Genomic DNA, 23346 nt, shown 5'->3' with positions numbered 1-23346 from the left:
GGTTTTAAACCGTATCGCAAGTATGCAATTCACCGAATATAGGGAGTAGCATGAGCAATTCTTCGTCAAAAGCCGTGCTTGCGCTGGGTGCAAATCTCAAATTGAGAGAAGAAGGACCCAGGGTGACACTTCGCAAGGCTCTTGACGCGATTTCGCGTCAAGGGGTGGTGATTCGCGCCGTCAGCCGCTTTTTTGAAACGCCCTGCTTTCCGGCAGGCGCGGGGCCGGATTACGTGAACGCTGCAGCGTTGGTTGAGACAGAGAAATCCCCGGCCGAACTGTTGCGGGTACTTCATGACGTCGAACATGAATATGGCCGCGAGCGGGTTCAGCGTTGGGGAATGCGCACGCTGGATCTGGATTTGCTGTGTTATGACGATTTGGTTCTTCCGGATCGGGCGGGGTTCGACCATTGGCGTGCCTTGCCGGTGGAGGATCAGAAACACCAGGCACCGGATCAGTTGATCCTGCCACACCCGCGATTGCAGGACCGTGCCTTTGTGCTGGTTCCGATGGTTGATGTGGCCCCCGATTGGCGGCATCCGGTGCTGGGTCGGACGGTTGCGGAAATGCTTGGGGACCTGCCGGCTGATGATATTGCGGCGGTCACCCCATTGTGATCCGCGGCTGTGCCGCATTTCCTGCTTGTCAAGGCGGGGATTCGCGCTTAGATAAACCTCTTCCTGACATGGATTCAGTAACGGAGAGCGCCCCATGGCCCGCGTGACGGTCGAAGATTGTGTAGACAAGGTTCCGAACCGGTTCGAACTGGTGATGCTGGCCGCCCATCGGGCGCGCGAGATTTCTGCCGGTGGCCCGATCACCGTTGATCGTGACAACGACAAGAACCCTGTCGTGTCGCTGCGCGAGATCGCGGATGAAACCCAGGGTGCGGATGATCTGCGCGAACGTCTGATCGAGGCCAACCAGACCCAGATCGAGGTGGACGAGCCGGAAGAAGATCAGATGGCGCTGCTGATGGGTGCGGAATCGGATAAACCTGCCGATGACGATATGTCAGAAGAGAAGCTGCTGCGCGCTCTGATGGAGGCTCAAGGCCAGGGGTAATTCCCAAAGACGAAGGTGCGGACCGGATGATTTCTGCTGACGATCTGATTGCGCTGGTCCGCAACTACAACCCCAAGACAAATGCTGATCGTATCGCACTGGCCTATGAGTTCGGCCAGCAGATGCACGATGGGCAATTCCGCCATTCCGGCGAGCCCTATTTTTCCCATCCCGTTGCCGTTGCCGCCATCCTGACCGAACAGCGTCTGGATGATGCAACCATCATCACGGCCCTGCTGCACGACACAATCGAGGATACCAAAGCCAATTACGGCAAAGTGTCCGAGCTGTTCGGGGAAGAGGTCGCAAAGCTGGTCGATGGTGTCACCAAGCTGACCAATCTGCAGCTGTCCAGCCGCGAAACCAAGCAGGCCGAGAATTTCCGCAAGCTGTTCATGGCCATGTCCAAGGACCTGCGGGTCATTCTGGTCAAGCTGGCCGACCGTTTGCACAACATGCGCACGATCAAGGCGATGCGCCCGGAAAAACAGGTGATCAAGGCGCGCGAGACGATGGATATCTACGCGCCGCTTGCGGGCCGCATGGGGATGCAGTGGATGCGTGAGGAGTTGGAAGACCTCGCCTTTCGCGTTCTCAACCCCGAAGGCCGCCAGTCGATCATTCGCCGCTTTATCACCTTGCAGCGTGAAACCGGCGACGTGATCCATCGCATTACCGGCGACATGCGGCATGAGCTTGAAAAGGCCGGGATCGAGGCTGAGGTCTTTGGCCGTGCCAAAAAGCCTTACTCGATCTGGCGCAAGATGCAGGAAAAAGATCAGGGCTTTTCGCGCCTGTCCGACATTTACGGTTTCCGTATCATCACCCAGACCGAGGAAGGGTGTTACCGCACCCTTGGCGCGATCCATCAGCGCTGGCGCGCGGTTCCCGGGCGGTTCAAGGACTACATCAGTCAGCCGAAATCGAACGGCTATCGCTCGATCCACACCACGGTATCGGGACGCGACGGTAAACGGGTCGAGGTGCAGATCCGCACCCGCCAGATGCACGATGTGGCCGAAACCGGCGTTGCGGCGCATTGGTCTTATCGCGATGGCGTACGTTCGGAAAACCCCTTTGCCGTCGACCCGGCCAAGTGGATCGCAAACCTGACCGAACAGTTCGACAGCGAGGAAGATCACGAAGATTTCCTCGAAGCCGTCAAGCTTGAGATGTATTCGGATCAGGTGTTTTGCTTCACGCCCAAAGGGGATGTGGTGAAATTGCCGCGTGGGGCGACGCCGATTGATTTCGCCTATGCCATCCACACCCGCATCGGCCACGCCTGCGTAGGGGCCAAGGTGGACGGCATTCGCGTGCCGCTGTGGACCCGGATCAAGAATGGCCAATCGGTGGATATCATCACCGCCGACGGTCAGACGCCGCAGGTTACATGGCTTGAAATCGCTGTTACCGGCAAGGCCCGAACGTCCATTCGCCGCGCCCTGCGCGAGGTGGACCGCGAGCGGTTCATCAAGCTGGGCAAGGAACTGGCCCGGTCCGGTTTCGAGCATGTGAACCGCAAAGCCACCGACAAGGCGCTGGATACCGCCGCCAAACACCTGCGTCTGAAAGACCGGCACGAGCTGCTGGCCCGCCTCGGCAGTGCCGAACTGACCGCCCATGACGTCGTCAGCGCGGTCTACCCAGAACTGACGCAGGATGACGGCGACGCCATCCCGCTGCGCCGCGCGGTGATTGGTCTGGAACCGGGGCAGAAATTCGACCGCGCGCCCTGCTGCCAGCCCCTGCCGGGCGAACGTATCGTGGGCATTACCTATCGCGGCAAGGGCGTGGTCGTACATGCCATCGACTGCGACCGCCTTTCCGAATTCGAAAGCGAACCGGACCGTTGGGTCGATCTGCACTGGCATTCGGGCACGCACCCCGCCGTCTATGGTGCCACGCTTGATCTGACAATTGGAAACGATGCCGGGGTATTGGGTCGTATTTGCACATTGATTGGTGAGAAAAAGGCCAATATCTCCAATCTGGAATTTGTCGACCGCAAACCGGATTTTTACCGGCTTATGATCAATGTCGAACTGCGCGACCTGGAACAACTGCATTCGCTGATGCTGATGCTCGAGGCTGAAAGCGATGTTGCCGCGGTCGAACGGTATCGGGACAGGTCCAAAACCGCCATGGCGGCTGGCTGAGAAGGGGTGATCACGAGTGGTTTTCAAGCGCCGAGATCGACGCTCGCCTGCCCGGATCGCTTCGGAATTCGTCTATCCCCGTGGGGGTTGGGCGCGGGCCTTTCACTACGTCAAGCACCGTGTCCGCCGCCTGCCGGATTCACCTGAGCGGATTGCACGTGGCATCGGCGCAGGGGTCTTTGCCGCCTTCACACCGTTTTATGGGTTGCACTTTCTCGTTGCAGCCATCGGTGCGCGGCTGCTGAATGGCAACATCCTTGCGGCGCTCAGCGGCACATTCTTCGGTAACCCTCTGACTTATGTACCCATTGGTGTGATCTGTTTGCAGACCGGCCATTTTCTGTTGGGGACAGAGTTTGAAAAAAGCGAAACCCACGGTCTGATGGGTAAATTTACCGGTGCAATGGGGGATTTGAAAAACAACTTTCTCGCGATGTTCACCGATCAGGTCGCGGATTGGAACGGGCTGGGGGTTTTCTACCGCGAAGTGTTTTACCCCTACATGATTGGTGGCGTCTTGCCCGGTCTGCTGGCGGGGATAGTGTGCTTTTACCTTAGCCTGCCGCTGATCCGAACCTATCAGCAACGCCGCCGCGACAAAATCAAAGCAAAATTCGATGAAATCAAACGCCGGGCCGAAGCAAACCCTGCTACTCTTCTGACAAAGCCATTAGGCTCGGGCAATAGTCTGAAAAAGGAAACGCGTGATGTCTGATAACCCCCTGCGTCTGGGCGTGAATATTGATCACGTGGCCACGGTGCGCAACGCCCGTGGCGGCGTCTATCCTGACCCGCTCCGCGCGGCCAAACTGGCCGAAGAGGCCGGGGCCGATGGTATCACCGCCCACCTGCGTGAAGACCGCCGCCACATCTCGGACGCCGATATTGATGGGCTGATGGAGGTGCTGTCGGTGCCGCTGAACTTTGAAATGGCGGCGACGGATGAAATGCAGAAAATCGCCCTGCGCCATAAGCCGCACGCGGTTTGCATCGTTCCCGAAAAGCGCGAGGAGCGCACCACCGAAGGCGGGCTTGAAGTCGCGCGTGAGGAAAACAGGCTGGCCCACTTCATCGCGCCCCTGCGCGATATCGGCTGCCGCGTTTCGATCTTCATCGCCGCCGATCAACGCCAGATCGAGGCCGCCCATCGCATCGGGGCCGAGGTGATCGAACTGCATACTGGCGCCTATTGCGATGCCCATGCCGAGGGCCGCCAGGACGAGGCCGCGCGCGAGCTGGAATCATTGCGTGAAATGTCCAGCTTTGCCCATTCTCTGGGCCTTGAGGTGCACGCGGGCCACGGCCTGACCTATGACACGGTGAAACCCGTTGCCGCCTTTCCCGAGGTGCGAGAGTTGAATATCGGCCACTTTCTGATCGGCGAGGCGATCTTTTTGGGCCTTACCCCGGCCATCGCCGAAATGCGCCGCCTTATGGATGAGGCGCGTGCATGATCACATCCGGGTTCGTCGCTATCTGGCTTGCCTGGCTGATGGCGGGGGGCTCACCGGGGCCTGCGACCATGGGGATTGCCGGAACCGCGATGAACGAAGGCCGCACTGCCGGGCTGGTTTTTGCACTGGGCATCTGCGCCGGGTCCGCCGCCTGGGGCATCGCTGCGGCGCTGGGACTGTCGGCGATCATGCTGGCCAATGTCTGGGTGTTCGAGGTGATCCGCTATGTTGGTGTGGCCTATCTGGGCTGGCTGGCGTTCAAGGCGCTGCGCCGCGCCATGACCTCGGACGAGGTGGCGTTGGGTAACCCGGTCACGGGGTCGCTAAGAACAATCTTCGCCAAAGGGGCAGCCATCCATCTGACCAACCCCAAGGCGATCCTCAGCTGGGGGTCGATCTATGCCATTGTCGCGCCAAGTGACGCCAGCCTTGCGATGCTGCTGGGTTATTTCGGCCTGCTTTATGCGGGATCGTTGCTGATCTTCATCGGCTATGCTTTCCTGTTCTCATCCGCGCGCATGGTCCGCACCTATCGCCGCACCCGCCGCTGGTTCGATTTTGCCTTTGCCGGGTTCTTTGGGGTGGCCAGTTACAAGATTCTGACGGTGCGGGTGTCGTAAGAAATAAAGTTAACAGTACTTTAAGTTGATTTCAGGAGGCGAAATTGCAAAGGATAGACTTGTGGCAATACACTGTTTGGCTCGTGGCCATCCGTTATCTGCTGCCGATATCTATTGTCGTTTTACTTACCCTGACCGGAATTGACCTTACGAATATCGGCATACCGGTTCTGTCCGCGATTCTGGCAGCTGCTATTGCAGGACGCGGGGTAGCGCGTTCTAAGGGTCACATGCCGGGTTGGCGTGAAGTGCTGGCGTTTGCTGTCCTGGCAACTTTGATTTTCCTTGTGGTGAACTCGTCAGCCTATTTTTTATTAGCATTGTCTAATATCGGGCCAGTCAGCATGTACATATTGCACTTCTGGTACATCACGGACCACACTGTGGATTTGATGGCGTTTCTGACGACAGTGGCGTTTATCTCAAACGCAGTCGTTTTTCCGTTCTGCATCAAAGCTGAACTCAGAGCGATTGCTAAAAGCAACCAAAAAGAACAAGATCAATGATCCTCGGCATCGGCACAGACCTCGCAAACATCGACCGCATTCAGGGAACGCTTGACCGTTTCGGCGACCGGTTCCGCAACCGTGTTTTTACTGACACCGAACAGCACAAGGCCGAGCGCCGCCGCGATACCGCAGGCACCTATGCCAAGCGCTGGGCCGCGAAAGAGGCGTGTTCAAAGGCGCTGGGTACCGGTCTGCGCATGGGCATTGCGTGGAAAGACATGGCCGTCACCAACCTGCGCACGGGTCAGCCTGTCATGCAGGTCACCGGCTGGGCCGCCGAGCGTCTGAAAGAGATGACGCCCGAGGGGCACGAGGCGATCATTCACGTCACGCTGACCGATGACCATCCCTGGGCACAGGCCTTTGTGGTGATCGAGGCGCGCCCGCTTCACGATGGTCCTGCGCGGCCTTGACTTGCCCCTATCCGCCCCGCATGTAGCACCCCAACCAACCAAGGACCGGAGAGCAGTATGGCCGAGGACGTCAAAACCGGAAATCCCGTCTGGGAGACGATCAAAACCATCGTCTATGCCCTGCTGATTGCAGGTATTTTCCGCACGTTGTTCTTTCAGCCGTTCTGGATTCCGTCTGGTTCGATGAAACAGACCCTGCTGATCGGGGATTTCCTGTTCGTCAATAAGATGGCCTATGGCTATTCCTATGCGTCCTGCCCCAGCCTGATCATCCCCAGCGTCGGTTTGAATGTCGATGCCGAAGACATCTGTGGCTGGATGCAGGGGGATGACAACACCCGCATCTGGGGCGGCGACCCCGAGCGCGGCGATGTCATCGTCTTTCGCCACCCGGTCACCGGGCGCGACTATATCAAGCGTCTGATCGGTCTGCCGGGCGACCGGGTTCAGGTGCGTCAGGGGCAGGTCGTCCTGAACGGCACCCCGGTTCCGCAACAGCCTGATGGGGTATTCGTCGAAACCGCCGAGCCGCAAGGCCCGCAACGTCTGCGCCCGCGCTGTGAAAACGGACCTGTGGGTATTGGCGGGGAATGCGAAAAATCGCGCTCGATCGAAACCCTGCCTAATGGCGTGTCCTATGATGTGCTGAACATCGGCAATCAGGGATCAGATAACACCGGCATCTATACCGTGCCCGAGGGGCATTATTTCTTCATGGGTGACAACCGCGACAATTCAAACGACAGCCGGGTGCCGCAATCGGCCGGTGGCGTCGGATATGTGCCTTATGAGAACCTGATCGGTCGCGCGGACCGTATCATGTTCTCGTCCGCGGGCCGGTCGATGCTGTTCTTCTGGACTTGGCGCAGTGACCGGTTCTTTAAGGCGGTCAATTGAAGCTTTCGGCTGAAATAAAAGCGTTCCAGCAGCGTTTGGGGTATGAGTTCGCCGACCCCGAGCTGCTGGTACGCGCGCTGACCCACGGCTCGGTCTCGTCCACCACCCGGCCTGACAATCAACGGCTGGAGTTTTTGGGCGACCGGGTGCTGGGTCTGGTCATGGCCACCGCCCTGCTTGAGGCCGACAAAAAAGCCTCGGAAGGGCAGCTAGCCCCCCGTTTCAACGCGCTGGTCCGCAAAGAAGCCTGTGCGGATGTCGCCCGTCAGATTGATCTGGGCGCGGTGTTGAAGCTGGGCCGATCCGAGATGTTGTCAGGCGGTCGCCGCAAACAGGCCCTGCTGGGCGACGCGATGGAGGCCGTCATCGCCGCTATCTACCGCGATGCCGGGTTCGAAGCTGCTGGCGACGTGATCCTGGCGCTTTGGGGTGATCGCATCCACACGGTCGAGGACGACGCCCGCGACGCCAAGACCGCGCTTCAGGAATGGGCGCAGGCGCGGGGGCAAAAGCCGCCGTCTTACGTCGAGGTCAAGCGCAGCGGCCCTGACCACGCGCCCATATTCACCATTGCCGCTCGCCTTCAGGACGGGACCGAGGCGCAGGCCACCGCCGGGTCAAAACGGCAGGCGGAACAGGCTGCTGCAAGGGCAATGCTCGACCGGCTGGGCTGAAGCACTTTGTCAGAATTGTAAAACTATCTTGAGGAATCTGGCAGAAACTTCTGCCGTGCGTATCTGTGTGACAGCCTGCCAAGGCCGAACCTGTTTGTCTGGTCGACCTTGGCGATTAACAAACAGCTCTGAAAGTCACACCATGCAACGCACTCAGACCATTTCTTATGTCGGCTTCCTGTTCATTGCCGGTTTTTTCGCCACCATGGCCTTTGATTTCTGGGGGCAGGTCATCAGCCCTTCGATCGGTTGGGCCAACCTGTCGCCCGAGGGGTTGGCGCAAAGCCTGCTGGCCAGCCTCGGACTGCCCAGCAGCGCCTTTCTGGGCTTTTTCGTGCATTTCTACATCGTCGGGCTGATTGCTTATCCGCTGGGGTGGGTGCTGGTTTTCAACCCGGTCTGGAGCCGCGTCTTGGGACCGGGGTATTGGGGTTTGGCCTCGGCGCTCTATGGTTTTGGCCTGTGGGTCTTTGCCATCGGCGGGGTCACGACCTTTGCGGGCCTGCCGCCGTTTCTGAATTTTACCGGCATTGCCTGGGTCGCGCTGATCGGGCACGTCCTTTACGGCATCGTGATGGTCGCCATCCTACGCTGGATCGAGCGTCAGACGGCCTGATCCTTCGACATACGCCAACACCTGCGACCTGTCCTGTTTTACAGGACGGTTCGCTTACCCCCTCTAACCACCCGGATAAACCCGGTCAGCCCGGTCTTTTGATGCTCGATCACGTGGCAATGAAAGGCCCAGTCGCCGGGATTGTCCGCGACCAGAGCGATCTCGACCACCTCATCCTTCAACAGCAGCATCGTATCGGTCATCAGAGGCGGTAAAGTACGCTGGTTCGATTTCAGCGGCACAAAGGCCAGCCCGTGCAGGTGGATCGGATGCAGGTTCGGGGATTCATTGCGCAACCGCAGAACATAGCTTTTGCCCATTTCCAGCGTCGCCAGCGGCCCAAGCCCCTGCGCGGCATCTCCGGGCCAGGGTTTGCGGTTGATCGACCAGAAATTATACCCCAGCGAGCCGCAGAAGCCGTTGATAGGTTCACCCCCCTCGGGTGTCCAGCCAAAGACAAATTCGTGCAACTCGGCATTGGCCAGATCGGGTTTGGCCACCGGGTTCGGGGCCAGCGGGCGCAGCTCGCGCAGATCGCGTGCCGATGATGTGCCTGTGGCCCGCAACTGCGCCATGGCGCGATGTGGCTGACCGGGCAGTTTCGCCATCAGATCAACGGTCTGCCCTTCCACCCCCGGCATGGCAACGGCAAAATCCACCCGCTGACCCGGCCCCACCAGCAGCGGTGCATCTGCGCTGGGCATGGCGAGGTCAATTTCTACCGGATGGCCGTCCCATGCGATGATCCGGGCCTCGGCCCCTTGCAGATGCAACTTGTAAATACGGGTCGTGTCCGAGTTCACCACCCGCAGCCGCACCAGCCCGCCTGCGGTGTGATCATAAATCGGCGCGTCCAGCCAGTTGGCGGTCTGAACATTGCCGAAGGTGCCCGCCCGTGCCGCGCCACGTTGGGTATAGGCGGGCAGAAACTGATCCTCATCATCCAGTCGGAAATCGCGCAGGTTGATCACCTGTTCGCCGTCGAAGCCGGGGTCTTCGGCTTCGGCAATCACCATCACGCCGGTCAGGCCATGGGCCATCTGTTCCATCGTCATGCAATGGGGGTGATACCAATATGTGCCCGCGTCCGGGGGGGTGAACGTGTATCCAAATACCTCGTCCGACCCGATTGGCATCTGGGTCAGATAAGGCACCCCGTCCATCTCATTGGGAATGCGCAGCCCGTGCCAGTGCATCGCGGTATACTCGGGCAGGGTATTGCGCACCGGCAGGCGCATGATTTCGCCCTGCCTGCCGTACAAAACCGGCGGCGGCGCGTCTGGTGACAGGCTGACCATTCCGGTCGTTACCTGATCGCGCAAGGCGAAACGGGCCGGTTGGATGACCAGTTCCTGCGGGTTGGCTGCCATGCTGTAACCACCCAACCCTGCCGCGCCGGTGGCGGCGGCGCTGCCCAAAAGAAACTCACGACGGTTCATGTCCTGCCTCATTGCAATACTGATCGCCTGGCTGGATTTGGCGTGGCGCGCTTTCAGTCCTGCCACCGCAATCGCATGGCTGCAATGCGACAAATCCCTCTGGCCCGCGGGGTCTTTCTGCTATAGGGGTGCGCACTTGCAAACAGGATCGCAGGACACATGACCACACGCGCCGGATTTATCGCCCTGATCGGAGAGCCCAACGCAGGCAAATCCACCCTTTTGAACCGTATGGTCGGGGCCAAAGTCTCGATCGTGACGCATAAGGTGCAAACCACCCGCACCCGCATCCGCGGCGTGGCGATGGAGGGTGACGCGCAACTGGTCTTTGTCGACACACCCGGCCTGTTCAAACCCCGCCGCCGCCTGGACCGCGCCATGGTCGCCGCCGCTTGGGGTGGGGCCGCCGATGCGGATGTCGTTGTCCTGATGGTCGAGGCGCATCGCGGCATTACCGAAGGGGTCGAACGCATCCTGGAAGGTCTGGATGAGATCGGGCAGGGCCGTACCGTCGCGCTGGCGATCAACAAGATCGACAAGGTGCAGTCCGAGGTTCTGCTGGCGCTGACCAGCAAACTGAACACGCGTTACCAATTTGCCGAAACCTTCATGATCTCGGCTGAAAAGGGCTATGGCGTCGAAGACCTGCGCAAGTGGCTTGCGGGCAAACTGCCCGAAAGCCCCTGGCTGTATCCTGAAGATCAGATCGCCGATCTGCCCCTGCGCATGATCGCGGCCGAAATGACGCGCGAGAAACTGACGCTGCGCTTGCATCAGGAACTGCCCTATCAGCTGACGGTCGAAACCGAAAACTGGGAAGAACGCAAGGACGGCTCGGCCAAAATCGATCAGATCATCTATGTCATGCGCGACGGCCACAAAGGTATCGTTCTGGGCAAGAAGGGTGAGACGATCAAGGCCGTCAGCCAGGCGGCGCGGGCTGAGTTGGAAGAGTTTCTGGACCGCAAGATTCACCTGTTCCTGCAAGTGAAAGTCCGGCCCAACTGGCTGGAGGAATCGGAGCGCTATTCGGAAATGGGTCTGGATTTCAAAGACGGCAACGCATGACGCAGGATAAGAATTTTCGTCGAAAATTCTTACGCCCAATGGAAAGGGCGGCGCGATGGGTCGTCTGACAGCGGAATTCTGGGTTCATGCTTATCTGGCGCGGCTGCGGTTTCAGGAAATTCCGGCTTTTGTCGTGTCTCACGGCGACGACACAGCCGGTGCTGTTCTGGTCAAGCTGAATACACTGGACGGTCAGGCGGTGGCGTTCCAACGCAGTTTTGATCTGATGAGCGGTGACCGCAAATGGGTCGAGCTGTCCAGCGGTTTGGAACTGGACGTAGACGAGGCCATCCAACGCCAGCGCAGCTTTGACCCCGACCTCTGGGTGTTAGAGGTCGAAGACCGGCAAGGGCGGCATCTTTTGGGCGAAGAGGGGTTAGAGTAGCCGCTCAACGATTGTCAACTTTGAGCCCAAAATGACAAACTTCTGCAAGACAGCGAATGGCGGCTCTTGAGAATGAAGACCAATTAGACGAGAAAATTGTACAGGACTTATGGGCTTGTTGTTCCTGAGCAATCCATCAGAGATCATATCCAGCTGCACCGGGTAGCCAAAACCTTACCTCGGCGCTAAGCGCGTCAACGCCTTGGAAGCCAGCGGGACCCTCAAGCACGAATTCGTTCCGGGAGTTACTTGGCCTCGCCATGTCCAGCAGCACTCCCGCAAGTTCTAGGGACGGCTCAAGCCTTCCAAACCCCACAACCGTATCACGGGAGTCCCATACGTCAGGTAGCGGAGCATCTTCATCACTGCATTCGAGGCAAAATGCCGGATACTCAGCCAGCTTATCGGCGAAAAATGGGTGTCGTGTTCGCTCGCGCGGCGTATAGCTCCATTCCTTCAGGGCCACTCTGCCACGTACCCCGCCACAACTTGCCATGTCAGAGCCGGAAATCGACAGAAACTTAAAATCTGTCTTTTCGTTCGTTAAAGTGATCCAAACGTCCTCTGCTTGAAAGGCAGCGGCCAAAATCGCAAGTCCGAGCACTTGATAGGTGTCTTTCGTGGCAGATATTTGAAGGTAATCAACGCGTAAAGTATCCATATATTCGTGTATGCCGCGTCGGATAGAAAGTTCCGAAAACTCAACGGCTTTTGTAATCTCCGGAAACATTTTTGCGGTGAAATCATAGAGATCATCGTCTTCTGTCATATCAGGAAGAAGCGAAATGGCCCTTTTCCCCCAATCAATCAGATTTAACGTCATCAAACCCTCCCTAGTCTCGACTAACTATCACCTCTTTCTTCGCAGTCGACAATCACGCTAGCGTATTTTTGAGCAGCAAGCGGCAAGAGTTTGATTTGGTAGTACTGCTGCGAAGCTGTCGTTCGAACACTGGCGTCGAACGGCTGCTCCGTCCGCACAGCAGGCTTTGGGGCCGTTGGAACCCGGTCAATGTCCTACTGAATATGTCAGATGACCGCTCTGAGCCCAGAGTTACCGGTGCTGCAATTTGCTCGAAGGTCAGCTAAGCACTGATAGTCGACATCGTTGCAGCTCAAACTGAGTTGGTGCGCAAGGTCATTTTACGCGCACCAATCTCAGCCGAAAATTATCACAACTCCACTACGACTTTTCCGACCGCAGATCCATTCGTAAGCTGGGCATAGGCTGCCTCGACATCGGCCCGCCCGAACGTCTGTTCGTAAACAATCGGTTTAAGCGCGCCGTCATCCGCCAGATCTGCCAGTGTCCTGAGGATGTCACCATGGCTCTGCCGTCCGACATTGTGCATCATCGGGATCAGCATGAAAACGACATGCAGAGACAGACCTTTGAAATGCGCAGGTGTCAAATCGATCTCGACCATCGCTACTGTCGAGGTGACATGGCCATTCAGCTTCGCCGCGTTGAAAGAGTTCGTCATGTTCGACCCGCCGACACTGTCAAACACCACATCGAAGCCTGTACCACCCGTGTGCTCGGCCACATAGTCTTCGACCTTTTGCGTTGTGAAATCCAAGGATCGCGCGCCCAGCCCCTCGATCAGAGACATCTGGTTGGCACCGCGACCTGTTGCGGAGACCGTCGCGCCAAGATGGCGGGCGATTTGCACGGCGACGTGGCCAACGCCACCAGCGCCGCCCTGAACCAGTACGGTCTGCCCCTCGTCGACACCGGCACGGGTCAGCCCTTCGTAGGCGGTGATGCCGACGAGGGGTAGCGCTGCGGCTTCGCGCATGCTCAGCGTTTTGGGTTTGTGAGCAATCAGGCGCGCGTCTGCGTTGATGTACTCTGCCAGCGAACCGGGCAGGTCCATCAAACCACCGGCGCAGCCATAGACTTCATCGCCCACCGCGAAATCTGTCACACCGTCACCCAAAGCGACAACTGTGCCAGCAAAGTCCATGCCCAAAACGGCAGGCAAGGCGGGGGATAGCGGTAGGTCTGCGCCCATGCTTCGGATCATAGTGTCGACGGTATTGACGCTGACGGCGGCGACCTTGACCACCACATGCCCGGGTGTTGCGACCGGGTCGGGCATTTCTGCAAGCTCGAACGGCGCGTCTGGTCCATATGTATTCAGAACCGTTGCTTTCATTGGGATATTCCTTTTCTGATGTCACGCAAGCGGACGCGCTGACGTGACCTTTCCTTGGGGGTCAGTTGATGTCCTGAACCTGCATCACCAGTTCGCTCCACTTGCGCTGGTTTTCGATGTCGTGTTCCAAACCCTGTTCATCCGCGATGGCGAACCGTTTGACGGCCGGGGTTTTGCTGGTGGCCTGATAGAGCCAATAGGCTTCGGCCTTCAGTGCCTCATCAATGGGTTTGTCGATGGATTCATAGACCATCTGCTTGCAGGCATTGATCGCATCTGCCGGGAACTGGGCGATCCGTTCGGCCAGCGCGGTCACATACGGGCCAATCACGTCCGGCTCTAGCGCCTTGTTGATGGTGCCCAGACGTTCGGCGTCATCCGCGTCATAGTCTTGCGCGCTCAGAATGATCTCAAGCGCTTTGCCAAGACCGGTCTGACGCGCCATGCGCGAGGCACCGCCGCCGCAGGGCAGTATTCCCATGCCGACCTCCATCTGCATGAACTTGTACTTGCCCCGCGCGGCAAAGCGCATGTCGAGCGCCAACGCCAATTCGTGCCCGCCGCCGCGTGCAAACCCTTCCAGCTTTGCGATGGTGGCTTGCGGCACTTTGCTGATCCGCTCGCAAACCGATTGCAGGTCGAGAAGCTGTGCGTCCTGCCGGGATATCGCCTCGGTCGACATGTCCTTGAGCAAGTCAGTGTCGTAGTGGCAGACCCAGATTTCCGGGTTGGCAGACTGAAAGATCACGACCTTGGTGACGCGATCTCGCTCTAACCGCATAGCCAGACTGTTGAGATCGGCCAGCATTTCCTGGCCTTGAACGTTCACAGAGCCGAAGTTGAATGTCACGGTGGCGATGCCGTTTTCAACGGCTACGTCAAAGGTTTGAAAGTTCTTGTATTTCATCAGGCAGTCCTTTCTTGGGCCTCGACGCGACACGCGCGAGGGGGTGGTAGGAGGTAAAGGTGGATGTGTATGGCGCGACCGCACCGCTTGGGTCAGCCGGTCTGGTTGATCAAGGTTCTGATAGTGGTCATGACATTGGTGGCGTGGTCTTTGTCGAGCGCTGCGGCATGCGGATCAGCGAAAGCCCCGCTGTCATTGTCGAAATAGGCGCCGGACGCATCAGCGAACCGCTCACCTAAGGCCGCATCAATCAGGATATCCGCGCCGATGTTCATGTCGTTTCCTGAGACGCCAAAGCCTTCTTGCACCATCTTCGAGGCAAGTAGCGATCCGGGATTTACAGCGACCATCATCGGCGCATCGGTTAGCGCTTTGGCCCATTCCCGGGTCCAGATGGTGATCGCCAGCTTGCTTTGCGCATAGGCATCCATATCCGCCAGCGGGATGTTGCCCTGCATGGCCCGGATGTTGACCGGGGCCTGCGCCGCTGACGATAGGTTTACGACGCGCCCATCCGTGGGCATGATCGGCAGCAGCAATTCGGTCAGCAGATAGGGTGCGAGCGTGTTCACGACAAAGCGGATGTCCTGCCCGTTCTCGAGCACGGTTTGTGGGGCTTTCAGCACACCAGCGTTGTTGATCAACACATCCAGTTGGTCATGTTTTGCGCGTATGTTTTCGGCCAGTTTTCGAACCGCGGACAGATCGCTCAATTCAGCGGCATAGGTTTCGACGTTGCCGCCGACCTCGGCGGCCGCGCGCTCCAATTTGGTTACACTGCGTCCATGCAACAGCACTTGGTGCCCATCCGCGGCCAGTTTCTTTGCCGTCAACAAGCCAATGCCGTCGGTTGAACCTGTAATGAGAATGGTCTTTGTCATTGGTCTGATCCTTTAGCAAAAGTCAGGCAGCACAGTGTCCGCCAGATGTTCGAGGGTTGTATCGATGGGGGCTTGATTGAACCTGAGATTCAGGGCCACGTGATTGACGCCGAGCGTTTCAATCTCGCGCAGATAGCCGCGTAGGAAGTCGACGCCGGACTGAAACCCAAGGTGGATCGGGCGCGGAGGTGCGGCGGGATCAGCAACGATATCAACATAAAGCGATTGCATGACAGGCTTTTCGGGCTGGCCCGCCGCCTTCACTCGCCTGCGGTAATCCACGATGACCCGCCCCTGAGCTGCCGCGCTGCGCGGATAGGTCATCCAACCATCCCCATTCTGCGCCACCCAATCGGGCGTTTGCTGGCTGCCGCCGGTGATGAGCATCGGCAGGCGCGTGCCATGCGGCTTTGGTAACAGGTCAATCCCGCCAGACAATATGCCCTGCGCGCCTTCATGCGTAGGATAGTCCGAACCGACCGCGCGGATGTAGTCCATGCTGTCGCGGAAACGGGCCCCGCGGTCATCATAGCTCTGGTTCATCGCCGGGTACTCCTCAGGCCGATCACCCGAGGCAACGCCCAACAGTAGCCGCCCGCCCGAGAGCACGTCCGCCGTTGCCGCCGTCTTGGCCACATGGGCGGGGTGGCGCAAGGGAAGGATGACACTCGACGTTCCAAGCGCGATCCGGTCCGTTACCGTTGCCAGCGCACCCAGATAGACAAATGGATCAAAAACCTGTCCTGGATCCCCAAAGCTTGGAACATTGAAGGGCACGTCGCGCAGCCAGAGGGCTGCAAACCCAAAGTCTTCAGCTTTCCGAGCCGCATCCAGATGACCCCGCAGGGAGGGCTCTGCGCCGACCGCGTAAGCCTCCAGCGGCAACACAAGACCAACGCTCAGCCGCCCCGGACGAAACACCCGGTTATAGGCCACGTTGATCTGGGCAAACTCAGTCGACTGTATTTTGTCGAACATTTTCTACACCCCTTCAATAACGCACTAAAGTGCGGCTCTCGATGCTTTTGCGAGGGGTGGTCACGTTTGGACCCTCGACCATATCGAGCGCACTATGTGCAATCGACGGCAGCCCCTGATTGTCGTAGATGTTGAAAACTACCACTTCGCCCGGCGTCATCTTGGACTGGTAAACCCACTCATGGTTCGGGTTTGCCGCCAACCCCAAGATTTGTCCTTTGCGGTCAGAATAGATCAGATCCAGCAGAAGCCAATCGGCCGGATCAACGGATGACGGGCGGACAAACCCAAGGGGTGCTGAATTGATCGGATGCTCCACCGGACGCCACACATTGACAAAGGCATAGTGACCCTGCGCCCATTCAGCCGCCGTCTGGACCCCCAACAGATCGACAAGGCGCTGCTCGGCCCCGTCCTTGCTGTAGTCACTATGGACATTGCGTGCGGGTTTGCGCGTCGCATCGGGATCGTCCACCCGAACAGTGTGATCAAAAACCACAACCTCGTGCGCACCCAACTTTTCCAGAAGCATCGCCGTCAGCTCTGCATCATATGCCTGTTTCCAGCTGTCACCTGAAAAGTCCCGGACCTGCGTTGTCAGCGAAGTGAATTCTACCGCGTCAGACGCGAATGCGACTGACATGGCCGCCATCCGGTTGTCTGTAAGCTCAACGGATCTCGGGGCCAGTTCGGGGGAAATCAGGTTACCTGCGATGCCTCCTGCATCAAGTTCAAAGGCTTGTCGGTGGGGCTTGTGAACATGGTAGTTGACTGTGGCCGTCCGTGTCATTTGCACCTCCTGCCCGAGTTCTGTTGCGTCGATGAAAGGCATTTAACCTCGATCCATTTGCAGATAAACAGCGCAATAATGGATTGATAATTCGGGTATTGGATATAATAAGCCTTGATACAGACGCGCTCCGGCTGTTTGTCAGTGCGGCGGAAATGTTGAACATCAGCGCTGCGGGGCGCGCGTTGGGTATGGCTCCAGCCGTTTCGAGCGCAAAACTTGCCAAACTGGAGCAGGCCTTGGGTTCCGAGCTTTTGCACCGCACGACGCGCAAAGTGTCGCTGTCGATTGAAGGAGCCGATTTCCTGCCTTTCGCCCGCGAGATCATCGCACAGGAAGAGGCAGCGCTTGCGGCCTTGGGCAAGCAGACGACAACGATCAAGGGCACGTTGCGCTTCGCTGCACCAAGCAGCTTTGCACAGCTCTACATTGCACCGATCCTGCCGAAATTTCTACAACAGCACCCCGACCTCACACTCGATCTGCGCCTGTCGGATGTGCAGTTCGACCTGATCGAAGGAAGCTACGACCTGGCGCTCAGGAACGCACCACTTGTCGACACCAGCCTGAAAGGCCGCAAACTGGCTGATGATCACCGTATTCTTTGTGCCGCGCCGCGTTATCTTGAGACCTACGGCACACCCGAAACACCTGCCGATTTGACGGACCACCACCTGATCGCTTTCCAAAACCGCCAACCGCGCTCGCTGACAGGATTGGAGGGCGAAAAAGCCGTTTTCGATCCCGCATCGGCCAAGGGTCAATTGATTATCGACGACGGCCAAAGTCAGGTCCGCGCCACGCTGGCCGGGGCCGGGATTTCCTTGAACGCCCTATGGAGCGTGCAGGATCACCTGAAGGCAGGGCGATTGACCCGTATTTTACCGAACTTTGAGGCCGCCGAAGACAACGTCTTGTGGCTGATCTATCCCAAGTCGAACGTGTTATCTCCCAAAGTTCGAGTGTTCATGGACTTTCTGATCGCGGAGATTGGTGCAAAGCCACCTTGGGAAACCTGAGCGCAAAATCGATCAAGCTCGCATTCAGACATCCGGACGCCAAGGTCGGAGACAGGCGTTGAGCGGACATGCCTTGTCCAATCGCAAAGGTCGGGTTCGTCCGCATCCCGGCCATTGCGTAGCCCCTTTAAGTCAACCGATTGATGTGTCGCCCCACGTTTAACGCTTGCAGAATGCCAATCGGCACGATCTTCTGGCCGAAAATTGATCCAACCACTAACAGGCCCCACATGGACTGGCGCGATCACGGCATCCTTTTGACCACACGTCGCCATGGCGAGGCGGCGGCCATTATCGAAGTCTTCACCGAAGGCCACGGCCGCCATGCCGGGGTCGTGCGCGGCGGGACCAGCCGCAAGATCGCCCCGATTCTGCAACCCGGTGCGCAGTTGGATGTGCTCTGGCGGGCGCGGCTGGAGGAGCATATCGGGACGTTTCAGGTCGAACCCCTGCGGTCGCGCGCGGCGGCGGCGTTTTCGGGGCGGTTGGCGCTGGCGGGGTTGAACGCATCCGTGGCGTTGCTGTCTTTTTGCCTGCCTGAACGGGAACCGCATCCGGCGATCTACAGGCAGACCGAACAACTGATGGATCTGCTGGGGCAAGATGAGATTTGGCCACTGGCTTATCTGCGGTGGGAACTGGCACTGCTTGAGGAACTGGGCTTTGGCCTTGACCTGTCGGCTTGTGCGGTGACGGGGGCGTCAGCGGGGCTGATCTATGTCTCGCCCAAAACCGGCCGCGCGGTCAGCGCCCAGGGCGCGGGGGAATGGGCGGACAAGCTGTTACCGCTGCCGCCCTGTTTGCGCGGTGAAGGGGCCGCGCCGGATGCGGAAATCCTTCAGGGTTTGCGAACCACCGGTTATTTTCTGGATCACCACCTGGCCCCGTCGCTGGGTCACAATCCGTTGCCCGAGGCACGGGCGCGGTTTGTCGATCAGTTCACTCGGCGGCTTTGAACAGCATCTCGTGCCCGTCCTCGTTGCGCAGGATCAGCACATCACCCGATACCTCGGATTGGGTCATGGTCATGAGGGCCGCGAAATAGAACCCTTCGGCCTCGAGCCCGGCACAGGCGGCGCGGGTGGCTGTCAGGTTGGTGACCTCGAACCACGGATAGGGCGCGTTCAGCGTGCCGCTATAGCTGTTGCAGGGGGCGTTGCCTTCGATCCTGCCCTTTTGGGCAAAACGCAGCTGGGCGCTGGCCTCGAATGACTGACCGTCGATCTCTTGCAGCGCCCAAACCTGCGTTGACGCCCCATAGGCGGCAACGGATTCGTCTTTGTCGCATTGAAACAGGGCCAACAGGGGCAAGGTCAGGATCAGGCGTATCATGTGATGGTCTTAGCGCATCGTGGATTCCAGCGAAACCGCCGTTAAGCCGTGTCAGTAGGGCAGCTTGCCGCTGAGCAATTCCTCACGCACTTCCAAACGAGGGCGCCAGTTGTACCGTGTGTCTTCGAGGGTGGGAGCCCAGACCAGCGCGCCGCTGTTGCGCCATGGATCAAGGATGATCCCGTCATACATCGAATCGCCCTTGGCGCTGATCAGGGCCGAGTGGTGGATGATCCGAAGCTCAGTTGGTGGAGACGTGGCCCAATGCAGGTCAAGCGTGCGGAAGTTTTCCTGCCGCAGGCGCGTGGTCATGGCCTGGGCCCAGTCATTGCACAGGCCCCGTTCACGAAAGCCGTTGATGACCTTGGCGTTGTGGATGATGGCCGGGTCGGTGACCCGCCATTCCTGCGCCAGTTGCTGGGAATAGGTATAGGCGATAGTGGCGGCCTCTTGCGCCTCGGTCGGGTCGACTTTGGGGTCAAGGGATTGGATGGCCTGCGCCAGATTGTCGATGTCGCTTTGGCTGGCGGTGGGCTGTGTGGTGGCGCAGCCGCCAAGGGCGAGGGCGGCGAGGGTCGCCCAAAGTGCAAATAATCGTCTGGTCATTTCGGGTGCCAAATTTAGTGTCGGGGCGCAGGCTGCTTTAGCCGGGTTTCCGAATGAATTCAAAGCAGAAGTTTCCGCGTGGGCGGATCACGACTGATCGCTGCGCCGGAAGTGTTCAAAACTTCGACGAAACCGATCCAAAACAGAAAAAGACCCGGCACGGGGACCGGGTCAGTTGGGGAAACAGGGGTGCCGAATTGATCAGCCCAGCAAACGCCGAGCAATGACCTGTGCCTGAATTTCGGCGGCCCCTTCGAAAATATTCAGAATGCGCGCATCACACAGGACGCGGCTGATTTTATATTCCAACGCAAAACCGTTGCCGCCGTGAATTTGCAGACCGTTGTCCGCCGCTGCCCAGGCCACGCGCGCGCCCAGCAGCTTCGCCATTCCGGCCTCAAGGTCACAGCGCTGACCGTGGTCTTTTTCCCAGGCCGAGAAATAAGTCAACTGCCGCGCGATCATGATCTCGACCGCCATCATCGCCAGTTTGCCCGACACGCGGGGGAAGTTGATCAGCGACTTGCCGAACTGCTTGCGATCCTGCGCGTATTGCATGGCGATATCCAGCGCGCTTTGGGCCACGCCGATGGCGCGGGCCGCCGTCTGAATACGCGCGCTTTCGAAGGTCTCCATCAGCTGTTTGAAACCTTTGCCTTCTTCGCCGCCCAGCAGGTTCTCGCCTTTGACTTTGAAGCCGTCAAAGCCCAGTTCGTATTCCTTCATTCCGCGATAGCCCAGCACTTCGATCTCGCCACCGGTCATGCCGGGGGTGGGGAAGGGGTTCTCATCGGTGCCGGGGGTCTTTTCGGCTAGGAACATCGACAGACCGCGATGGTCCGTGGTGTCGGGATTGGTCCGCGCCAGCAGTGTCATCACGTGGGTCCGTGCCGCGTGGGTGATCCATGTCTTGTTGCCGGTGACCGTGTAGTCGCCGTTTTCGTCCTTGACCGCGCGGGTGCGCAGGCTGCCCAGGTCCGAACCAGTGTTGGGCTCGGTAAAGACAGCGGTGGGCAGGATCTCGGCGCTGGCCAGTTTCGGCAGCCAGTTGGCTTTCTGCTCGTCCGTGCCACCGGCGATGATCAGTTCGGCCGCGATCTCGGAACGGGTGCCCAATGAGCCGACACCGATGTAGCCGCGCGACAGTTCTTCGGACACCACGCACATGGACGCCTTGGACAGGCCAAAGCCGCCGAATTCCTCGGGGATGGTCAGGCCAAAGACACCCATCTCGGCCAGCTCCTCGATAATCTCGATCGGGATCAGCTCGTCCTTGAGGTGCCAGTCGTGTGCGTTTGGTTCGACCTTTTCCTGCGCATAGCGGCGGAACTGATCGCGGATCATTTCAAGTTCTTCGTCCAGACCGGAGGCGCCGAACATGGTCGCACCGGCCTGATCTTCCATCAGGGCGACCAGACGTGTGCGCGCGGCCTGAGAGTTGGCCTGCGCCATCAGCGTCTGCACTTCGGAGGATTGGAAGCCCGACAGGGCATCCCAGCCAAGGCCCATATCCTGCAGGCGCACGACCTCACCCTGGTTCATCGGAATACCGCCTGCGACTTGATGCAGATACTCGCCAAAGGCGATCTGGTGCAGCAGCTGTTCGATTTCACCGAACTTGCCGTCGGCCTCAAGGGCTTCGGCCCAGCGTTGCATCTGCTGAAGGGACTGGTTGTATGTCGCCAGCCATGCAAGCCCATGCGCCGCAGTCTGGTTGGCTTCGATCAGCGCACCCGATACACGGCCATCCGCAGTGACCATTGCCCGGACAGACTCGCGCGCGCGCTCGAAAACTGTTTCAACGGCAGGTACCGCCGCGCGGGTCAGTGTCAAAAGATCGGGCAAAATCGCGGAGGTTGTCATCTGGGTCATATCCTGTCCGTCATGGGCCATGAATCACGTCCTTTTCTGGGTCGCCCGGTCATATCATGCTGCACATGCAGCGCAACAAAAATACGAATTACGCGGCGATAATGTTCTAAAGTTGCTTGTGCGATTTTGCGGTGCAGCGCCCGTCAAGAGTGTTATCACGGGCGTATGGTGTTGTTTTCTATTCTGACTCCGCAAGAGTTGCTGTTGGCCTTTGGCGTTGCCTTTATCGCGGGTTGCGTCAAGGGCATGGTTGGTTTTGCCATGCCCATGGTTCTGGTTTCAGGCCTCAGCATGTTCCTGCCGCCTGATCTGGCGATTGCGGGGCTGATCCTGCCGACGTTGGTGACGAACGGGATTCAGGCCCTGCGCGAGGGGGTGCCAGCGGCTGTGTCGTCAATCCGGCAGTTTCGCACATTCCTGATTGTCGGATTGGTGTTCCTTTTGATGGGTGCGCAAGTGGTCAGCCTTGTGCCTGCGTCGACCTTTTTGCTGATGATCGGCATCCCGGTTTCATTCTTTGCCTTGATTCAGGTGTTGGGTGCGCAGCTTACCCTGAACGCACCGTCGGTGCGCATCGAAGCGTTCATTGGCGCGATTGCGGGTTTTGTTGGGGGGATGTCGGGTATCTGGGGGCCTCCGACGGTGGCTTACCTGACGGCTCTGAACACGCCGAAGGCCGTACAGATGCGCGTGCAGGGGGTGATCTATGGGTTGGGGGCGGTGGCCTTGTTGCTGGCACACTTGGGGTCCGGCATCCTGCGGGCTGAAACCGCGCCGTTTTCGGTGGTTCTGATTGCACCGGCGCTGGCGGGGATGTGGATCGGGTATCAATTGCAGTCCCGGATTGATCAGGTGCTTTTCCGCAAAGTCACCTTGTTGGTCCTGCTGATAGCGGGGCTGAACTTGCTGCGACGCGGTCTGGTTGGTTAACCTTGACGATCCATAACGCGAAGCGTGAAATACAGCCCCAACATCAGGAAAAACAGGCCCGAGATATCCCCGATCAGAAAGGCGATATATTCAACCCTGGCGCTGCCGAATGCCATGTTTGTCAGAGCGGACACAAGAAAAGATGTGATGATCCCAACCCCCATGACGCAGGACCAGCAGGGTTTGCGATCCGGGTGGGGAAACAGATCCCAGCCTAGCCATTTGCACAGGTAGAACACGGCAGGGACGGTCGTGACGGCAATGGCCATCGCCAGCAAACGACTTGGCAGGAAAACGTCTGCACCGCCCAGAAAGGCAAAGACCAGAAACACCCCTGGTAACAGCGCGAAAATCGCCCGCCACCCCAACAGCCATGCCGACAGAACCCGCACCCCGTGCGGCAGAAACAACAGGCTGGCCCGGCTTGGATATTCCGGAAAAAACACATTTTGCAGCGGCATCAGAACCTCGAATGTCAGGAACGATGCAACTACATAGGCCAAAGAGGCAAAGAGAGTGTCAGAAGCCCACCTGCGCACGATGATCAGCCACCATTGCGTAGGTTGCAGG

General features: G+C 58.6%; 27 protein-coding genes. 16 read left to right on the top strand and 11 right to left on the bottom strand.

The features are described 5' to 3' along the window. Window positions 1-50: 50 nt before the first annotated feature. The 11 genes from folK to JT51_RS09485 all read left to right on the top strand — a co-directional run bounded on the left by folK (window position 51) and on the right by JT51_RS09485 (window position 8410). Entirely contained in the window at window positions 51-620 is a 570-nt protein-coding gene (folK, locus tag JT51_RS09535) for a 2-amino-4-hydroxy-6-hydroxymethyldihydropteridine diphosphokinase (RefSeq protein WP_037311147.1), read from the top strand. Between the two features lie 94 nt (window positions 621-714). Further along, window positions 715-1068 carry a DNA-directed RNA polymerase subunit omega gene (gene rpoZ, locus JT51_RS09530; RefSeq protein WP_037311144.1) on the top strand — a complete coding sequence of 118 codons (354 nt, stop codon included), beginning with the start codon at window positions 715-717 and terminating at the stop codon, window positions 1066-1068. A gap of 26 nt (window positions 1069-1094) precedes the next feature. Next, entirely contained in the window at window positions 1095-3227 is a 2133-nt protein-coding gene (locus JT51_RS09525) for a RelA/SpoT family protein (protein WP_037311141.1), read from the top strand. Between the two features lie 16 nt (window positions 3228-3243). Continuing rightward, a complete protein-coding gene (locus JT51_RS09520) occupies window positions 3244-3942 on the top strand; it encodes a DUF2062 domain-containing protein (RefSeq protein WP_037311137.1) in 699 nt (232 codons plus the stop codon). Continuing rightward, window positions 3935-4681: a pyridoxine 5'-phosphate synthase gene (locus JT51_RS09515; protein WP_037312063.1), complete on the top strand. Its 747-nt coding sequence runs from the start codon at window positions 3935-3937 to the stop codon at window positions 4679-4681. The genes JT51_RS09520 and JT51_RS09515 overlap by 8 nt, the downstream gene beginning before the upstream one ends. After that, window positions 4678-5301: a LysE family translocator gene (locus JT51_RS09510; RefSeq protein WP_037311134.1), complete on the top strand. Its 624-nt coding sequence runs from the start codon at window positions 4678-4680 to the stop codon at window positions 5299-5301. The genes JT51_RS09515 and JT51_RS09510 overlap by 4 nt, the downstream gene beginning before the upstream one ends. A 44-nt stretch (window positions 5302-5345) precedes the next feature. Further along, on the top strand, window positions 5346-5807 hold the full coding sequence (locus JT51_RS09505; protein WP_037311131.1) for an ABZJ_00895 family protein: 462 nt from the start codon (window positions 5346-5348) through the stop codon (window positions 5805-5807). Continuing rightward, window positions 5804-6223 carry a holo-ACP synthase gene (gene acpS, locus JT51_RS09500; RefSeq protein ID WP_037311129.1) on the top strand — a complete coding sequence of 140 codons (420 nt, stop codon included), beginning with the start codon at window positions 5804-5806 and terminating at the stop codon, window positions 6221-6223. The genes JT51_RS09505 and acpS overlap by 4 nt, the downstream gene beginning before the upstream one ends. A 57-nt stretch (window positions 6224-6280) precedes the next feature. After that, window positions 6281-7120 (top strand): signal peptidase I, encoded by an 840-nt coding sequence (lepB, locus tag JT51_RS09495; RefSeq protein ID WP_037311126.1) that lies wholly within the window; start codon window positions 6281-6283, stop codon window positions 7118-7120. Then, complete coding sequence (gene rnc / locus JT51_RS09490) at window positions 7117-7794, top strand: ribonuclease III (protein WP_037311123.1); 678 nt, start codon at window positions 7117-7119, stop codon at window positions 7792-7794. The genes lepB and rnc overlap by 4 nt, the downstream gene beginning before the upstream one ends. 142 nt (window positions 7795-7936) lie before the next feature. Further along, entirely contained in the window at window positions 7937-8410 is a 474-nt protein-coding gene (locus tag JT51_RS09485) for a hypothetical protein (RefSeq protein WP_037311120.1), read from the top strand. Window positions 8411-8448: 38 nt separating this feature from the next. Here the strand turns inward: JT51_RS09485 and JT51_RS09480 are convergent, their stop codons facing one another. Then, window positions 8449-9849: a multicopper oxidase family protein gene (locus JT51_RS09480; RefSeq protein ID WP_037312058.1), complete on the bottom strand. Its 1401-nt coding sequence runs from the start codon at window positions 9847-9849 to the stop codon at window positions 8449-8451. Between the two features lie 159 nt (window positions 9850-10008). Here JT51_RS09480 and era point away from each other — a divergent pair, with 159 nt between their 5' ends. Then, complete coding sequence (era, locus tag JT51_RS09475; protein ID WP_037311115.1) at window positions 10009-10917, top strand: GTPase Era; 909 nt, start codon at window positions 10009-10011, stop codon at window positions 10915-10917. Between the two features lie 55 nt (window positions 10918-10972). Next, a complete protein-coding gene (locus JT51_RS09470) occupies window positions 10973-11302 on the top strand; it encodes a DUF1491 family protein (protein WP_037311112.1) in 330 nt (109 codons plus the stop codon). Window positions 11303-11438: 136 nt separating this feature from the next. Here the strand turns inward: JT51_RS09470 and JT51_RS09465 are convergent, their stop codons facing one another. The 6 genes from JT51_RS09465 to JT51_RS09440 all read right to left on the bottom strand — a co-directional run bounded on the left by JT51_RS09465 (window position 11439) and on the right by JT51_RS09440 (window position 17017). Beyond that, window positions 11439-12125 carry a hypothetical protein gene (locus JT51_RS09465; RefSeq protein ID WP_037311109.1) on the bottom strand — a complete coding sequence of 229 codons (687 nt, stop codon included), beginning with the start codon at window positions 12123-12125 and terminating at the stop codon, window positions 11439-11441. Between the two features lie 349 nt (window positions 12126-12474). Beyond that, window positions 12475-13461 (bottom strand): zinc-dependent alcohol dehydrogenase family protein, encoded by a 987-nt coding sequence (locus JT51_RS09460; RefSeq protein WP_037311106.1) that lies wholly within the window; start codon window positions 13459-13461, stop codon window positions 12475-12477. Window positions 13462-13522: 61 nt separating this feature from the next. Further along, entirely contained in the window at window positions 13523-14368 is an 846-nt protein-coding gene (locus JT51_RS09455) for an enoyl-CoA hydratase/isomerase family protein (RefSeq protein ID WP_037311103.1), read from the bottom strand. Window positions 14369-14460: 92 nt separating this feature from the next. Then, window positions 14461-15249 (bottom strand): SDR family NAD(P)-dependent oxidoreductase, encoded by a 789-nt coding sequence (locus JT51_RS09450; RefSeq protein ID WP_037311100.1) that lies wholly within the window; start codon window positions 15247-15249, stop codon window positions 14461-14463. Between the two features lie 12 nt (window positions 15250-15261). After that, the gene (locus JT51_RS09445) at window positions 15262-16227 is read right to left on the bottom strand and encodes an LLM class oxidoreductase (RefSeq protein ID WP_037311096.1); all 966 of its coding nucleotides are present in this window, start codon (window positions 16225-16227) and stop codon (window positions 15262-15264) included. A 13-nt stretch (window positions 16228-16240) separates the two neighbouring features. Beyond that, window positions 16241-17017, bottom strand: a complete 777-nt coding sequence (locus JT51_RS09440) for a CmcJ/NvfI family oxidoreductase (RefSeq protein ID WP_037312056.1) — start codon at window positions 17015-17017, stop codon at window positions 16241-16243. Between the two features lie 107 nt (window positions 17018-17124). Here JT51_RS09440 and JT51_RS09435 point away from each other — a divergent pair, with 107 nt between their 5' ends. Both JT51_RS09435 and recO read left to right on the top strand, forming a co-directional pair. After that, entirely contained in the window at window positions 17125-18036 is a 912-nt protein-coding gene (locus tag JT51_RS09435) for a LysR family transcriptional regulator (protein ID WP_037312053.1), read from the top strand. 230 nt (window positions 18037-18266) lie between these two features. After that, window positions 18267-18992, top strand: coding sequence for a DNA repair protein RecO (gene recO, locus JT51_RS09430; protein ID WP_037311093.1), 726 nt, complete (start codon window positions 18267-18269; stop codon window positions 18990-18992). On the opposite strand, the gene JT51_RS09425 is transcribed toward recO, so the two are convergent. The 3 genes from JT51_RS09425 to JT51_RS09415 form a co-directional block, all read right to left on the bottom strand. Continuing rightward, on the bottom strand, window positions 18976-19368 hold the full coding sequence (locus JT51_RS09425; protein WP_037311090.1) for an META domain-containing protein: 393 nt from the start codon (window positions 19366-19368) through the stop codon (window positions 18976-18978). The genes recO and JT51_RS09425 overlap by 17 nt on opposite strands. Before the next feature lie 51 nt (window positions 19369-19419). Then, entirely contained in the window at window positions 19420-19974 is a 555-nt protein-coding gene (locus JT51_RS09420) for a hypothetical protein (RefSeq protein ID WP_037311087.1), read from the bottom strand. A gap of 201 nt (window positions 19975-20175) precedes the next feature. Continuing rightward, a complete protein-coding gene (locus JT51_RS09415) occupies window positions 20176-21867 on the bottom strand; it encodes an acyl-CoA dehydrogenase family protein (protein ID WP_037311085.1) in 1692 nt (563 codons plus the stop codon). Window positions 21868-22011: 144 nt separating this feature from the next. Between JT51_RS09415 and JT51_RS09410 the strand changes: the two genes are divergently transcribed. Further along, complete coding sequence (locus tag JT51_RS09410; protein ID WP_037311082.1) at window positions 22012-22776, top strand: sulfite exporter TauE/SafE family protein; 765 nt, start codon at window positions 22012-22014, stop codon at window positions 22774-22776. Here the strand turns inward: JT51_RS09410 and JT51_RS09405 are convergent. After that, entirely contained in the window at window positions 22773-23315 is a 543-nt protein-coding gene (locus JT51_RS09405) for a hypothetical protein (RefSeq protein ID WP_235216142.1), read from the bottom strand. The genes JT51_RS09410 and JT51_RS09405 overlap by 4 nt on opposite strands. Window positions 23316-23346 lie beyond the last annotated feature (31 nt).

The sequence above is a fragment of the Ruegeria halocynthiae genome (genome assembly GCF_000743705.1).
GTDB lineage: Bacteria > Pseudomonadota > Alphaproteobacteria > Rhodobacterales > Rhodobacteraceae > Ruegeria > Ruegeria halocynthiae_B.
This window is presented reverse-complemented; position numbering and strand designations above follow the sequence as displayed.